1 protein-coding gene (only partly in view) is annotated in these 18,811 nt (G+C 41.5%); it reads right to left on the reverse strand.

All coding sequences use genetic code 11. From position 1 onward, the window contains the following. Nucleotides 1-18,782, reverse strand: partial view of a DUF5776 domain-containing protein gene (locus tag AC3B6G_RS06450; RefSeq protein WP_489849590.1) — the 5' portion only. 15,529 nt of this gene lie to the left of the window's left edge; only the first 18,782 of its 34,311 coding nucleotides appear in the window; it begins with the start codon at nt 18,780-18,782; its stop codon lies beyond the left edge, outside the window. Nucleotides 18,783-18,811: the final 29 nt, after the last annotated feature.

Raw genomic sequence — 18,811 nt, forward strand, 5'->3', positions numbered from 1 at the left:
CTAGCAGCCTTAGCATAGCTATCACCATCAGAAGTACTTCCGGCTAAGTAAGCAGAGTTGGCTAAACTATCATCAGAAGCAACAGCATTATTCGCACTAGTAATAGTAGAATTCAAACCAGAAGTTGCAGAATTAACACTTTGAGCCTCACTATTAGCACTAACCGCAATGCTAGATTGAGTCTTAGCATCATTATCAGCGGAAGTTACATTGATCATAGCTGAACTAGCAACGGCAACATAACTAGCTAATGATGAATTAGATGCGTTTTGACTAGCTAAAGCACTCACACTGTTGAAGGCACTTTGAGCACTAGCAGTATTAGTATTAGCAACCTTAGCGTATGAAACCGCAGCATCCGCATATTGACTAGCTAATTTAGCATTGTTGTCAATTCCGGAAGTAGCACTATTAGCAATACTCTTAGCCGAACTTGCATTACTACTGTTCGAACCAGAACCACTGGCAGCGGAACTAGCTTGACTAGCAGCACTTGAACCGGCTGAAGCAGCTGAACTAGCAGCAGCTTCATAACTAGATGCAGAGCTTTCATCAGCAACTGCTTTAGATGCAGCAACTGAAGCAGTTACAGTAGCTGTAGCAGCTGTACTGGATTGAGCAGTTGCATCATCTTCATAGCTCTTCAATCCATCAGCAACGGACTTAGCATTAGCAGCGTAAATACTACCACTAATTTCGTCACCCTTGTTATAAGCAACAACTGCTTGACTTGCTAAACTATTAACGTTCACAGCTCCATTAGAAGCATTAACGTTGTCGTTCTCAGCAGCATTTGCAGCTGATCTAGCAACACTAGCAGCACTGGATGCAATGGAAGATTGAGCTTGAGCATCAGAATTCAAATTAGATACTTGAACAGCAGCGTCACTAGCAGCCTTATTAGCACTAGATACTAAGCTATTCGTTGCATTTGCACTAGCAAGTTTAGAAGTTGCAACAGCTTGACTAGCTGCTTGACTGTTGTAACCAGAAGTTACACTAGCAGCAGAACTTGCAGTTTTAGCATAACTTTCGGCAGAAGAAGCATCAGTACTTACTGATTTAGCAATTATGGCAGTGGAACTAGCTGTACTAGAAGCACTGGATGGAATTACACTAGCAGAACTAGCACCCTTTGAAGCAGCATTGGATGCACTAGATGCAGCAGAGTTAGCAGAACTAGCATCGTTAGAAGCGGAACTAGCGATTGAGTTATCGTTAGAAGCTCTTGATGCAGCACTGGATGCCTTAGATGCAGCGGAACTTGCTGCACTAGCGGCTGACTTAGCAGCTGAACTATCTGCGGAAGCACTTGCAGCAGCACTAGATGCTTCACTCGCAGCACTAGAAGCGGCAGAGCTATCACCACTATTGGCAGCGGCACTAGCTTTACTTGCAGCACTGGAAGCTTTAGATGCAGCGGAACTAGCAGCACTGGTAGCACTATTAGCAGCACTATTAGCAGAGTTAGCAGCACTGGATGCAGAATTAGCATCACTAGATGCAGAATTAGCATCACTAGCAGCGGAACTGGCAATTGATGCAGCTTTAGATGCAGCAGAAGCGGCAGATTTAGCAGCAGAGTTACCAGATGCAGCGGAAGCAGTTGATGAAGCAGCACTAGCGTTAGATGCAGCAGAACTAGCAGCATTAGATGCAGCACTTGAATCTGCACTAGCAGCACTTGAATCTGCACTAGCAGCAGAACTATCATCATTAGCACTGGATGCGTTAGAACTAGCACCAGAGGCACCGGAGGCGTCACTTGCAGCTGAACTAGCATCACTAGCAGCCTTCGAAGCATTGCTTTCAGCACTGGCAGCACTAGCGGCACTTGAAGCTTCACTATTAATTTGATCATTCAAAGCATTCGCAGCATTTTCGTCACTGATAGCTGAACTAGCAGCTGAATCAGCAATTACGGTTGCACTTGATGCAGCTACATTAGCTGAACTTGCTGAACTAATTACGGCTTGGGCATTGTCCGCATAGCTAATTGCTTGTGAATTAAAGCCAGCAGCATCAGACATATCGTCCTTAGCGATTGCAGAAGAAGCTTGACTAGCTAAAATACTTGCAGTATTTGCATTTGAACTAGCAATGACGTTCAAACTATCGGCAACACTAGCAGCAGAACTAGCGACTGCATAAGCAGAACTTGCATTTGCTTTTTGACTCTTAGCATTATTATTGTAACTAGTGATAGCAGCACTATTACTGTTCATGGCACTTTGAGCACTTACAATTGCTGAGTTGCTTGGGTAATTGGAAGCAAAACTATTAATAACAGCACTTTGACTGTCAGCATTAGCAGAATCAGCAGCAACAACGCTTGCAGCACTGGATGCAATCGAATTAAATGTTGATGCACTCTTAGCATCCGCATTAGCATCTGAAGCAAAGCTAAATGTTGCAGCACTGGCACTTGAAGCGTTAGAACTAGCAGAGCTAGCGGAACTGGCAGCACTACTATTGTTAGACTTGTTAGCACTAGCTGCAGCAGAAGATGCATTGCTCAAATCATTATATGCAGCGTTAGCAGATGATTCATCAGCAATCGCCTTGCTGGCAGCAGAACTAGCACTATTAGTTAAACTAGTTGTATTAGAAGCTGCACTAGCAGCAACGGAAGCATCTGTACTTGCAATCGTAGCCTCTGATTCAGCGGCACTTGTGTAGTTAGAAGCAGCGCTATAATCACCAACATTGTATGCACTTGCAGCAGAAGCATAGTTTGCATTAATAACGATTACAGCACTAGAAACAGCAGCACTTTGAGAAGCAATTAAACTAACTTGACTTTGAACAGCACTATATGCACTGGAAGCAGTATTAGATTGAATTTGCGCATCAGTATTGGCACTGTTAATAACTGACATAGCACTAGAAGCAGTTGAACTTGCCTTAATTAAGTTTGGATCAGTCGTATTGTTATTGTAGAAGCTATTAACTTGACTAGCCATTGAGCTAGCAACGATTGCTGTTGAACTTACATTTGAAGCAGCGGAACTGGCTGCTTTAGCATAACTTTCAGCAGAAGTCTCGTTTGCACTAGCTGTACTACCATTAACAACGATTGCACTAGCAGCAGATCTACCGGCACTTGATGCAGAACTAGCAGCACTAGATCCCTTTGAACCACCTGAAGCAGCAGAACTAGCAGCACTGGATGCACTGGAAGTTACACTGGCTTGGATGGATACGGTTTGAACATCGTTAGAAGCTTGACTAGCAGCAGAACTGGCAATATTAGTGTAGCTTTGAATTGCACTAGAGTTAGTTACTAAGGTAGCAGCAGCGGAACTTGCAGCAATTACAGCTTGACTAGCAACCTTGGCATAACTATCACCATCAGAAGCACGTCCAGATAAGTATGCGGCATTAGCTTCACTATCTGCCGTACTTACTGCAATTGCAGCACTATCAACAGTTGAGTTCAAACCAGAAGTTGCAGAATTGATGCTTTGAGCCATGCTGTTAGCTGAACTGGCAGTGCTTGATTGATTCTTAGCATCAGTATCAGCAGCACTAACCTTGTCCATTGCAGCACTAGCCGCAGCAGCGTAACTAGTTAACGAAGTGTTAGACTTGTTAGCATTTACTAAATCGTTCAAACTGTTGTAAGCAACGATAGCATTTGAAGTGATTTCATTAGCCGTGTTGGCATATGAAATAGCAGCACTGGCATAGTCACTAGCTAACTTAGCATTGGTATCAGCACCAGAAGCAGTACTATTAGCAATACTCTTAGCAGAACTAGCAGCGGAACTGTTAGAACCAGAACCACTAGCAGCAGAACTTGCTTGACTAGAGGCACTTGATGCATTTGAAGCAGCAGAACTTGCCTTAACTTCTAAGGCAGCCGCTGAACTTTCATCGGCAATGGCCTTCTTAGCAGCATCACTAGCACTAGCAGTTTGAGCCTTAACAATAGCAGCTTGACTATTAGCAGTAGTTTCGTATTGAACCATTGCAGAAGCGGCAGCACTAGCTTGAACAACTATTACGTTAGCAGCATCGTTACTACCAATTGCATAATCGGAGTTAGCAGTACTTACTAAAGCATTAACATTGGATTGAGCTTGAAGAGCAGCGTTATTGGCACTATTAACCGCGCTGTCAGCAGCAACTGCAGCAGATGCAGCTGAACTTGCAATTGAATTTTGTGCGTCAGCATCACTCTTTAAGCTATTCATACTAGTAATTACCGTAGCAATATCACTTGCAGCAGTTGAAATTACCGTATTATTTGGATTAGTGGATGCGTATGCTTTAATTGCATTACTTTGTTGACTGGCTTGAGCAGAGTAACTATTTACAGCACTATCAGCACTGGATGCTTCAGTGGAGTAAACAACAGCATTAGATGCATCAGCATCAGCTGATTTAGCAACAGAACCAGTTGCGCTGGTTACACTTGAAGCCGAACTGTTTGCACTAGATCCAGAGGCAGATCCAGAAGCAGATCCATTTGATGCACTAGAAGCAGCACTATTAGCAGAACTGGCAGCAGAGTTAGCAGAACTAGCAGTCTTATTATCAGCAGCAGCCTTAGATGCGGCGTCACTAGCAGCACTAGCAGCACTATTAGCATCACTAGCTAATGAACCAGCAGCATCACTCGCACTCTTAGCAGCACTAGCAGCAGAACTGGCAATTATAGCAGCAGAACTAGCAGCAGAACTATCACCACTTTGAGCAGCGGAACTTGCAGCAGCAGATGCACTAGATGCAATAGAATTAGCTGAACTAGCAGCAGAACTTACACTATTAGCTTGGCTACTATCAGCAGCAGCCTTGCTTGCATTTGAACTGGCAATTGAAGCTTGACTGGAAGCATCATTTGCAGCAGAACTTGCAGCTGAAGCAGCTGATTGAGCAGCACTAGCAGCAGAACTCATTGCACTGTTCTTAGGATTTGCAGAAGCAGCACTAGCAGCCTTACTTGCAGCTGTAGACGCACTAGCAGCATTATTGCTTGCACTAGTAGCATCACTAGAAGCAGATTGTGCATTGCTTGCGGCAGCCTTAGAGTCCCCACTGATTACGGCTGAATTACTTTGTACTCCTGAATTTGCACTAGATGCAATACTTGCATCGTTAGAAGCACTAGATGCATAGTTATCAGCAGCACTAGCATTGTTAGCATCTGAAATTGCATTATTAATGTTGGTGTTGTAAGAATCAGCACTAGTTTGATCAGCAATAGCCTTTGTGGCAGCATCTGAAGCTACTGAAGTTGCACTAGCGGCAGAAGATGCAGCTGCACTAGCATCACTAATTAAGTTAACAGTAGCAGCTGCAGCACTGGCAGCTTGGGAATTGTAAATAGTAGCAGCTGAATTATTATGACTATTAACAGCGGCTTCAGCTTGGCTAGCAAAGATACTTGCAGCAGCCGAATTAGCACTAGCAGACTTACTATCATTATCAGCTTGAGCAGCAGCAGAAACAGCAATTGATGCAGCCGAACTAGCAATGTTATTTTGAGAATCTGCATCACTCTTTAAGCTCTTAATTGCTGCACTAGCATTTGAAATTGCAGTTGAAGCACTTGAAATTGTAGCGTTACTTGCATTACTGGAGTTAGCAGCAATAATGGCATTAATTGAAGCTGACTTTTGATCAGCGTTGGCAGAATCACTGTTAACAGCAGTATCAGCACTTGATGCTTCGCTTGAGTACTTCTTAGCGTTTGTAGCATCACCATCAGCAGCACTGGCATAACTATTGATGGTAGAACTTGCACTAGATGCATGGTTACTAGCTGAACTTGCGGCACTTGATGCTCCACTATTGGCAGAACTATTGGCCTTAGAAGCGTCACTAGCAGCGCTGTTCATTGAAACAGCAGCAATACTTGCATTGCTCTCATCACTAACCGCCTTGCTTGCAGCAATACTACCAACACTATTTAAACTAGTGGTTGCAGCTGCAGCACTATTAGCAATTGTTGCATTGGAAACTGCAATGGAAGCATAGCTTTCAAGTTTTGCTCTTAATTGATCAGCAACAGTATATTGACCCGCATTGTATGCACTAACAACAAGGAAATCTTGATTGTTTGCATTATTATTTGCCATTGAAGCAGCATTATTAGCGGAATTAATTAAAGCAACTAGACTATTAACTTCAACATCAGCACTTGATGCAATCGTCTTTTGAAGTTGTGCATCGGTATTAGCATTGTTAATAACAACCATTGCACTAGATGCAACAGCAGAAGCACTACTAATTGTTGGGTCAGTGGTATTAGCACTGTAATATGCATTAATTTGACTAGCCGTTTGACTATTAATTACTGCATTTGAACTTATGACAGAAGCTGCGGAACTAGCAACTGCAGAATAACTAGATGCAGCAGTTTGATTAGCACTTGCAAGGTTTACATCAGATGTGGTTGCACTAGCAGCGGAACTAGCATCACTTGATGCTGAGCTTGCAGCACTAGAGCCCTTAGAACCACTACCAGAAGCAGAACTTGCCGCACTGGATGCACTAGAAGTTACACTGGCATTGAAGGAGACAGTTTGAACATCAGCGGATGCTTGGGAAGCAGCCTTACTTGCAATATCAGTATAGTTTTGAATTGCAGTCGAGTTAGCATTGATCTGTTGTACATAAGAACTAGCAGAAGCTACTTGAGCAACGGCGTCACTAGCATAGGTATCACCATCAGCAGTACTACCAGCTAAGTAAGCCGAGTTAGCTAATTTATCATAACTATCAACTGCAGTCGAAGCAGCAATAATACTATTGTTCAAGTTCGAGTTAGCAGCATTGATACTTTGAGCTTGGCTATTAGCAGAAATGGCAATACTAGATTGTGTCTTAGCATCGTTATCAGCGGAAGTAACAGCAGCCATGGCATTGCTTGCAACAGAAGCATAGCTTGCTAAGGAACTGTTAGCAGAATTTTGACTAGCTAACGCACTAACACTGTTGTATGCAATTTGGGCATTAGAAGTATCAGCATTTGCAGTGTTGGCATATGAAATTGCTTGAGCAGCATATTGACTAGCTAAGTTAGCATTCGTTTGAGCACCGGAAGAAGCACTATTAGCAGCACTCTTAGCGGAGTTAGCAGAACTACTATTAGCACTAGAACCACTATTAGCAGAACTGGCTTGACTAGCAGCACTGGATGCAGCAGAAGCAGCAGATGTTACATTACTTAATTCATTCGAAGCAGTGGTTTCATCAGCGATTGCTTGTGATCTTGCACTATCAGCGATTGTACGAGCAGATAAAGCAGCACTGGATGCATTGGATGCATCAGTTTCATATTGAGCCATACTTGCAGCAGCAGCAGTAACTTGACCAGCGTAGACACTTCCTGTTGTAGCATCACCCTTTGAATAAGCACTATTAGCTTGACTAATTAAGTTATTTACATTTACAACAGCGGTTGATGCGTTGGTGTTAGCTTGATCAGCACTCTTAGCAGCCGAACTAGCATTTTGATATGCACTATTAGCAATACTTGCTTGTTTAGAAGCGTCAGCATTTGCATTTGATACAAGGACAGCGGCTGAACTAGCGGCAGTATTAGCACTCTTAACCAGACTATTAGTTGCATTTGCACTAGCAATACTTGAAGCAACAGCAGCCTCACTAATAGCTTGACTATTGTACCCAGAAGTTACAACGGCAGCACTGTTAGCTTGACTAGCGTCAACACTAGCCTTAGAAGCATCAGTATCGGCACCAGTTGCATAACTACCAGTAGCACTTGCGATACTAGTTGCAGAACTAGAAGCACTTGAGTTACCAGAAGCACCGGAACTGGCGGCACTAGAAGCACTGGATGCTGAACTAGCAGTTGAGTTAGCAATACTATTAGCTGAACTAGCAATGCTGTTATCATTTGAAGCTTGTGAAGCAGCAGATGCAGCTGCACTAGATTGTTTTGCAGCGTCAGATGCGGCAGCACTAGCAGCACTGGATTGATTGATTGCATCAGCAGCAGCTTTAGAAGCTACAATGGATGCACTAGATGCTGTACTACTGTCCCCATTTTGAGCAGCTGAACTAGCTGCAGCAGCAGCACTGGATGCAGTGGTATTATCATTTGAAGCAGCAGATGCAGCTGCACTGGCCTTCGCACTATCACTATTTGCAGCACTGGATGCACTTTGGGCAGCTGAACTAGCAGAATCAGCATCTTTAGCAGCTGAACTAGCGACAGATGCGGCACTAGAAGCAATCGAAGCAGCAGAACTGTAAGCACTATTATTTTGAGCAATGGCAGCAGCAGATGCAGCGGCCTTGGATGCACTTGATGCATTATCATGAGCTGACTGTGCATTTTGACTAGTTACTGCACTATTTGAATTAGCAGCTGCAGATTCATTACTTGTAACCGTAGAATCACTTTGAACTCCTGTGTTAGCACTAGAAGCAAGGCTTGCAGAACTTGATGCCCCAGAAGCGTAACTATCAGCAGAATTGACAGCACTAGCTAACTTCATTGCCGCACTAATGCTATCCATTTGTGAACTAGCAGCATTTTCATCGGAAACTGCGGAACTAGCAGCACTATTTGCAACAACAGTTGCAGAAGATGCAGATTCCATTGCGGATTTACCACTGGTAAGAACTGCGTTTGCAGAGGCAGCGTAATCAGATGCACTAGTATTGAATTGAGCAGCTAATGCTAAATTACCCTTTGCAATAGCTGAACTAGCTTGTTGTACATAAACATTTGCCATAATAGCGTTAGAACTAGCAACTACATTAACACTATCAGCAATACTTGCGTAAGAACTAGCAACTAGGTATGCAGAACTGGCATTGCTCTTTTGAACTTGAGCGTCAGAATTGTAACTTGAAACGGCTGTGCTAGCAGCATTAAATGAATTCATTGCTGAACTCATTGCAGCGTTACCACTATTTGCGGCAGAATAACTGTTCATAGTAATCTTATCTTGGTCAGCTGTAAGACTATCAGCAGCAGTTACACTTGCAGCACTGGATGCAATGGAAGCATATGTTGAAGCATTCTTAGCATCTGTATCAGCATTACTTGCAAAACTAAATGCAGAAGCACTAGCACTGGATGCAGCTGAACTGGCGGAACTAGCGGAACTGGATCCACCTGAAGTAGCTGAACTAGCAGCATTAGAAGCAGCATTAGAAGCACTATTCAAAGCGATCATAGCATTAGAAACCGTCGTTTCATCAGCAACCGCTTGGCTGGCAGCACTAGTAACCGTGCTATTAACATTGGCTGCATTAGAAGCAGCAATTGAAGCATCATTAGCGACCGCAGCAAGAGAATTAGCAACACTCGTTGCGTTGGAAGTAGCTTCTGAAGCTGCACTCATATTACCAGAATTATATGCACTAGCAGCAGCGTTGTAGTATGATTGTTCACTTGTAATTCCACTATTAAACGCTCCTTGAGCAGAAGCAAAGCTAGCAGCAACACTTGAAATGTAAGTTGAGCCACTATCAGCGATACTTCTTTGAGTTTGAGCGTCAATGTTAACAGAGTTAATTACAGACATTGCACTTGAAGCAACTCCACTCTCACTCTTTAAGGTTGCATCTCCGGAATCAGTATTGTAGTAACTATTTACGGCACTAGCAACACCACTGGCAACGATTGCTTCGGATGCTACCCAACTAGCAGCAGAACGAGCAATTGAATCTTCAGTAGAAGCATTGGCATTGTAACCGCTAATTGCTCCTGAAGCCTTACTTGCAGTGCTTGATGCAGAACTTGCATTGCTTGATGCGGAACTAGCAGAACTACTACCACCACTAGCAGCAGAACTCATGCTATTTGCACCACTAGCAGCACTGTTCATAGAAGCAGATTGAATTTGAACGTTTCTGTCATCTTTTGCAGCTTGAGCGGCAGCAGCACTAGCAACACTAGTGTAACTAGCTACAGAACCTGCATTAGTAGCTAATTGGTTTGCAGCACTAGTTGCAGCACTAACAGCTGCAGTGGCAGAAGCAGCATAGCTGGAACCATTTGAAATATCCCCGCTTGCATAAGCAGAGTTAGCTTGATCATCATATGACTTAATAGCTGCATTTGCACTTGATACAGCGGTTGATAATGATGCAGTTGAAGCGTTAACACTATCAGCATTAGATGCCGCAGTACTTGCAATCACAGCTTGACTACTTGCATCAGCAGTGTAACTATTCATTGCTGAAATAGCATTACTTGCTGCAGTAGCATAACTAGCATAGCTAGCATTAGAGGCATTATTACTTGCTAAGTTACTCAAACTTGTAGCAGTAATTGCAGCTGATGAAGTAATTGCACTTGCATCATCATAATATGACTTAGCGTCTGCAGCATAACTCTTAGCTAAACTATCATTATTGGTAATTGCTGGAACGGCACTATTTGCGATTGAGGATGCACTTGATGCATTACTACTATTACTGGAACTGCCTGAAGCTGCAGAACTAGCAGCACTGGCTGCAGAACTGGCAGTTGAATTGGCAGAACTAGCCATATCAGCCATTTGACTGGCAACACTTTCATCGCTAATAGCATATGAAGCATCAAGACTTGCACTAAATGCTTGTTCAAAAGCACTTGATGCTTGGAATGAAGCTGAACTTACTAATTGATCAATAACGCTTGCACTGGCTGTAGCTTGAGAAGCAAAGGCACTACCACCCGAAACGTCATTATTGTTAAAGGCTGAATTAGCCAATGAAACTAAGTTAGCAATATTAGCCGAAGCATTGCTTGCATCAGCATTGATTCGATCAGCATTCTTAGCTGCTACAGACGCACTTGAATAAGCAGCACTTGCGGCTGCAGAACGGATATTAGCATCAATTTTAGCAGCATTAGCAGTTGAAGCTGCGGAACTAGCAACTACATTTTCAGAAGAAATAATGGTGTTCTTAGGGTTAGCAATTGCTAAACTATTTACAGCTGATGCATTATTAGATGCAATATTAGCATAACTAGCAGTCTTATTAGCAGCTGAAACCGCATTACTGTAGTAACTATTAGCTAAACTAGCACTACTATCAGCACTATTATCAAAGGTATTAGCTGAAGCAGCAGCGGAGCTGGCGTGATTAGATGCACTACTTGCACTTCCACTTCCTTGGCTCTTAGTAGCCGCACTATCATCACTTTGAGCTTGACTATTAGCAGATGATGCAGTTGAAGCATCCTTTGAACCTTGGTTTGCAGCATCCGAAGCTAATGAAGCAGCCTTGGATGCATCTGCAGCAGCAGAATTTGCACTAGACATTGCACTTGAAGCAACCGCAGCAGCAGAACTAGCTAATGAACGAGCGGAACTAGCAGCAGCAGGATCAGCACTACCGTTTTGGTTAGTAGCATTGGATGCAGTTGAAGCGGCACTAGATGCAAGTGAGGCAGCAGAACTAGCTTGATTACTGTAACTAGTTGCATCAGCACTCTTGGCACTAGCAATTGCAGATTGTGAACTAGCGGTACTTGATTGATTCTTAGCGTCATTAGCAGCACTAGATGCAATGCTTGCCATGCTACTTGCATCACTTGCTAAACTAGCAATGGAAGTATTACTTGCGTTAGCAGAAGCAATTGAGGCAGCGTTAGAAGCGGCACTAGAAGCACTGGTTGCTTGACTAGCAGCATTAGCAGAATCATTGCTGGTTGCAGTTGAAGCACTATTGGCAGTTGAACTAGCTGAATTAGCACTAGTTACGTCGTTACCAGCACTGCTGTTGGCAGCACTAGCATTACTTGCATAGGAGCTAGCAAGACTAGCATCACTGTCGGCAGCATTAGCAGAAGTAGCACTGATTAAAGCATTGGAAATAGTGGCAAATGCCGTAGATGCACTTTGAACATCTAATGAAGCTTGAGTTGCTGCAGAATCTGCTGGACCTTGATCCGCACTCATTGTACTAGCGGCAAAACTAGCTTGTCCCATAATTAGGTTAGCATTAGCAACGTATTGGTTAGCTTGATTCAATAGACTTTGAGCATCAGCCATCTTACCTGCATTTATATCTGCTTGTATTGATGCTTGCATACCTTTAACTAAGTTAGCATATTGGTTACCAACGGTTGCAACACTGCCAATAACACTACTTTGATAAGAAGCATCGGCATATGCCGAGTTAGCGACTGAACTTTGATTAGTTACGTCAGCAGATAAACTAGTTAGCGTTGAGAAAGCACTACTAATTGCTGTTGATGCACTTGTGATAATACTGTTGCTTTGGTTATAACTAACTGCAGCAATGCTACTCATTGAGGCAGCATCAACTGAACCACTGGTATAGTAATTATTAACTGAAATACTTGCTGAGTTAGCAGAAATACTGTCTTGCTTAATCTTGCCAAATTCGCTTGAAGCAGCACTACTAATTCCACTGATTTGTCCGGAAATGCTACTTGCTGCACTACTTGCACTGGAACCACCACTTGATGCGGAACTATTTGCAGCTGCAGCATCATAATCGCTTTGAATAGCATTTGATTGAACAGCCATAGCATTCTTAAGATCGCCCATCTCTTGATACAAATTATTTAAAGCTTGTGAATCTGCTTGAATAGTTCCATTGTCATCTGAAGCTTGGGTTGCCATCGACATTGGTTGAACGACTTCAGCATCTCCAGAAGTTAAATTAGCTTTGGCGGAAGCACTGCTTCCTGCATTGGCATAAGAAATTGCAGCATTCGCATAACTCTTAGCACTAGTGACGGTGTCATTAAAGCTAGCCATATCAGAAGCAGACTGTCTAGCAATCGCTGCACTAACTTCTGAGTTATATGAAGAAGCCGTTGAGCTCAATGCTTGCATTGATTTCCAATCCACAACTAAAGAAGCATAGGCAGTGGAAGCATTTTGACTATACGATTGAATTACAGTATTAGAAGAATTATTGGTTGCTAAGGAAGTCATTTGAGAATCAGTAGCTGATGCAGAATTATAAATTCCTTGAGCTGAAGCATATCTATCAGTAATACTACTATAAGTTGCCTTGGCCCTCGTAGCAGCTTTATCAGCACTGGCAGATTGACTAGCAAACGTGGAACTAGCAGAATTGGCTTCTGAAATAATCTTATTAGCCGCATCAATATCAGCTCCACTATTATATGCAAAACCACTTAATGAGCCCGCATTATTAGTAATCGTATTTAATGCATTACCAGCTGCACTGGCAGCAGCCTTAGCTGCATCAGCTGCTGATTTAGCTGCAGTAGCAGCTGATTGCGCTGTAGATGAAGCAGCATTAATTGAATCAACAGCTGTAGAAGCAGAACTTGCAGCTGATTCAGCAGAAGATAACGCTGTTTCAGCTTTACTTTGAATCTCTGATGTATTTGAACCTCCACCACTTAAAATGGCTTTTGCACTCGATACTGCAGCAGATGCTGCTGAAGATGCTGTTGCAATTGAAGCAGATGCTGAATTAATTGAAGCAATTTGTGAATTGGCAATTGATGCTTCACTTTTAGCTGCATTACTTGCACTTTGGGCAGCAGCTGAAGCTGATGCAGCACTAGCAGCAGCACTTGAAATTGCTGAGGTCACAGCAGAAATAGCGGCACTATTTGCTGGATTCATTGATGCTTCAGATTGGGCTTTAGAAATTGCTGAACTAGCAGTACTGGAGGCTGTTGTTGCTGCACTATTAGCGCTAATAGTAGCGTCACTAGCATCAGATGCTGCACTACCAGCATCAGACGCATCTTTACTTGTTGATGGCTTATCACTAGTTGCAATAGCTGTAGCAGAAGAAGCAACAAGTGACGCCATACTTGCAATTCCATCAGCTTTATTACCATTGGCAGCAACAGAACGGGCAATTGATGCTAATTGACGTTCAACATAAGCAGTTGAACTGGCAGCAATTGATGTCGTCGTCATTAGACTGTCAGCTGAACTAAGGGCTGCAAAGGCACTTGAAATTGCACTTGAATCGTTGTCAACTTTCAAATTACTTACTTGAGTTGCATCAGCATAAGAACTTAAAACTGCAGAATTAGATAATGCTAATTGAAGGAATGCTCCAGCTTGTAATGCTGTCGCACTATTTTTGGCAAATGATCTTGCAGTGCTCATATTAGCGATTGCTTGAGACGCTTGAACAGTTGCATCGGTTGCTTGAACACTGGCTTGATTATAATTAGAAATTAAGTCTGCAATACTTGCACCAAGTGTTTGGTTAATTGCGTCAATTCCGGCAGCTTCACTGTTTAATGAATCATTATATTTACTAAGTTGAGTTACTACATTGCCAATGTATTTAACATTCAAATCTTTAATGGTTGGATCTTCATTATCAAATTGAGCAATTGCTTGAGCTGAGTTCACATTTCTTTTTGCAATTGAGGCAAATGAGGAAGTGTAACTAACGTAATAACTTCCATTTTGGTTAAATGAAATAAAACCAGTAGAAGATGGATAATTAGCAGTAGAAGTAGCTGCATCAGACTGTTGAATTGCGTAACTGGATGCAGTGTTAGCGTTACTTGCTGCAAAACTAGCATCTTTATCAAATTCATTGGCCAAAGTGGTGTAAGAATTATATTCTTGTGATTGACCTAAAGAGGATGCTGAAGCAGCTAAGCTTCTCATTGTACTTGCATAGGCACTATCAGCTTTAGCATATCCTCCATTATAAGCACTAGAACCAGTGGAAGATCCCATTTCAGTAATAAAACTATTATTAGAAGTATAATCCCCACTGTTAAAGCTTGATGCGGCATTATTTGCTATTTTAGCAGCACTACTTGTGGCGTTACTTGCTAATGAGTAGCTCTTATCTGCAGCTGCAGCAGAATTAATAGTAGCATCCTTATTAGGGTTAGCTGAAATATCAGGTTTATTAGCAAAACCATTTTCATAACCTAATTGATAGTGAATTGATTTTTGATAAATCCCATTATCAAAAGTTAAAGCTGCTTTACCAGCTGTATATCCACTATTATAATCAATTCCGTTAGTATGAGAGTCTTTGTTAGCAGTTGTAGTATCGTCACTATTTGAAGTATCATTTTCACCATCAAGGTAGGCTTGAAGGTTCGTAGCGGAACTTTGATCCTTAACGTTGTTCAAATGAGAATAAACAATAGTTGTATAATTTCCATTTGAAGCGTTAAACTGGCTTCTTTCATTTTCTGGAACTGTGAAACTCCAATTCCCGTTACTATCAGTCGTAGCAACATATAACTTTGCAGTAGGTGTTAATTGTCCAGGTTTATTAGGTTCAACATCAGTTGGATCCGTCAACATTTTATCAGTATTAACATGTAATGTTTGAGCAGGAATACCATTAGCAGCTGGAACACCGTAATCCGCACGAATAAATGAACCTGGCGTAGCATACCCACTCATAACACCTGTAGTAGGATCATACTTAAGCCCACCAACCAAGGTGTCAGAAACATGGTCAAATTCTAGATATCTGTTGAAAGTACTTCCCTTTGGCATTGCAGTTCCACCGGAAATAGTTCCAGAGTCACTTACCGTGACATTTGTACCATCAAACCCGAAGTTAGCAGTCTTAAATGGTCCATAAACGTTACCATTCTTATCTTTAGCAGTAACGTAAGTCCCGTTAAAGTATGAAGTACTACTCATTAACTTACTTCCACCGGCTGTATTATTGTGCAAATCAAGGATAATTTGTTGTGGGTTTTGAACATTAAAGGTGGCCGCACAATCAAATACGGTTGAGTTACATGTCGAATCCCCATCCATTCCCAGATCAAGATTAGAAGTATTCGTAAAGTTGAATGTTGAACCATGTTGCATATGAACTAACGAAATTTGAGTTTGAGTACCAGTATTAGTCATATTAACAGCCAATTTACCTTGATTATCCAAAGTAACCGTTGAATTAGGTGATAGATCAATTAATCCTCTTCCTTGATGGACATCACCATTACTAGCCCCCCAATCACTAGTTGCTGCATCATAGACGTTTCCGTGAGCATTGGTTGCACCACTACCCTTGGCAACTACGTTAACTGTCGCCCCATTAGTAATGTTAACGTTTGCAGCTCCATTAGAAACAATTGCCCCCTGTAATTGAGAAGCATTAACAGTTTGTTGTGTCACTCCCAAATTGTCTTGACACGTTTGAGTAACTGTAGCTGTAATTGAATAATCAGGAAGCATAATTGGTGTAATGTTTAGATTTGCACCAGCATTAACGTTAACAGTACCATTATTCTTAAGCATGATAGCAGAACCCATACCACTAGAAGTATTTTGCCCAGTCCCAAATCCAGAAATCTTCATATTGACGTTTGTCCCGTGGTCAATCGTTGCGGTTCCACCATCAGCAATGGTTACTGTATTACCATTATAAGTATATCCATTATAGGAAACTCCTGGTAAGAATTCGACATTCTTAGCCCAAACTGTGTCATTTCCATTACCATTACCTGAAAAACTATTTCCATTAGAATCGGTAGTAGAACCATTATTACTGAAGAAGTATCCATTAACCTTGTAAGAATTACCGTCACTACCAGTTCCAGAATTATTAATGGTATAGTTTTCACCAGTATTAACATTGATCGTACTTACGGTTGGATTATCACCGGTAGCATAATTAGGGTTCTTGGTATCAGCAACGTTATTTTGGTTACCAAAGTAAACATTAGCATTGCTATTATTGAATAGTGCCGCACCAGTATAGCTGAAGTTATCATAATACACATTGGCACTTGTAGCTGTAGTTGTAACAGGACCATTTTCATTCGTTCCAAAAGCACCAATATTTTCCATCGTTAAGTTTTGGTTAGCTAATTGATATGATGCCCCACCAAAGTCAATAGCATTACTACTACCGTTCATTTGAAGTCCGTTAATTACAAAACTACTTGCGCTGTTAGCAACTGAAACATTAGAATCTGTAGAAGCAGCATAAGAAGATTCCAAGTTAAAGCTAGAATCAACATTAATTTGCGTAATATTTGTGTTTTGCATTGCGGCATCAAAATCTGACGCATTAGAAACATTCACAACTCCAGAAGCATTAGACATGTCACCAGCAAAAGCATTGGCATTTGATGCAATTGCACTAGTAGCATTCGATGCACTTACCGCATAACTACTAATAGCCGTTGAACCTGCTTGTAAACTAGTCAAGACACCATTGGCGTTTGCTGAATAAGCACTAGCATTGGAAATGGCAGCACTAACTTGGGCCCCAATGCTGACAACGCTATCTTGGTTTGGATTTTGTTCTGGAGCTAAATTATTGATTTGAGTTGATAATGACGTAACCGCAGAATCAGTGTAACTAACGTAAACACTATCAATCAAAGCTTGGTTATAATTAGATTTTTGTTGATCGTATGCTGATACTGCAGATTGATATGCAGCACTAGCAGCGGAGTTTGGATAACGAATTGCTAAGATTCTAGCTTCGTTAATTGGCGTAGCTAAATTACTAACCAAATCTTGAGCACTTTGAACCGTTGCTTTAGCACTATTAATTGTTCCAGTATTATTAAAGCTCTTGATAGCAGCTTGAATTTCTGAAATTGTAGTGTAACTATTAGTATAATCTTGATAATCAGCATCACGATACGTTAATTCAGTTTCATCAACAGCACTTGAGTTTGTAGCGAGTGATCTAACTAAAGCATCATTAATATCAGGATTATCATTCATGATGGTTTGAATTTGATCAACTGTAGCAAGTAAACTACTCATTTGTTGGTTATTAGAATCTACTTGGTTAGCATAGCTAACAGCAACATTAGCGGTAGACATTGCGGACTTAGCATATTCAACGTTACTACCACTTTGTTGAGCGTCTAAACTAGCGTATTGGTGAGTTGCTAAGTTAGCAGCCAATACTTGGTTAGCATTAGAACTAGCTTCACTAGTAACACTATTAGCAGCAACCGCAGTTTTACCTAAGCCACTGACAGCACTATCAACCGTTCCCTTAATATTAGCGTTAAATTGAACTAAACTCTTTAAAGTATTCGTTGTTGTAACAGCAGCATCAGCAATATTATTATTTGCATTACTGATTGCAGCTGAAGAATCAGTTGCTTTAGCTAAGGCGCTATCTGCAATTTCTGCAGCACTATTGTTTTGACCGTTGTTCATTAAACTAGAAGCCGATGACAATGAAACATCATTCGAACTCGAGCCGTTCGTAATAGCAGTTGCCGAAACAGCTGTCGTATTGGCAGTTGTTTTGATTTGATCATAATTGCTGTTGCTTGAAGCAGTTGCATTAACGTTTGCTTGGTTCAAAACACTTTGGTCAACATTACTTGAAGTGTTTGAGCTTCCGTTATTACTAGATTGATTTTCAGCAGTCGTAGCTGACGTTTCATTAGAACTAGTAGTTACATTCGCATTGGCATTATTACTACTCTTATTATCAGAACTAGTAGTAACTTGGGTGTCTTTACTATTTTCTACTGCTGAACTAGATTGAACTGTCGTTTTAGAAGTAGCGTTAGTTGACACACTACTATCCACAGTAGCTGATGATTGTTCAGCAGATTGAATCGATGCCGATGAAACTTCGTAGCTTGAAGTCGAGTTTACTTCAGCAGATTCAGTGCTTTCGCTACTAACATTCTTAGATTCATCTGATGTGGAACTATTATGGGTAGAGCTTGAGGAATTAAAACTATCCCCGTAGTTTGAATCAGTATCGGCATGTGCTGTTACATCATCCATATGTACATATTGATCTAATCCGTATCCACCAATAACCGTGAACAAGGAGGCAGAAACAACGACCCATTGTTTCTTAACCTTTTTCATTACTTTTTTATCATTTACTTTTTTATACTCGAATTTATTGTATATCATAAACCTTCACCTCATAAATTCATTTTATA

The organism is Nicoliella sp. ESL1149 (genome assembly GCF_058107265.1).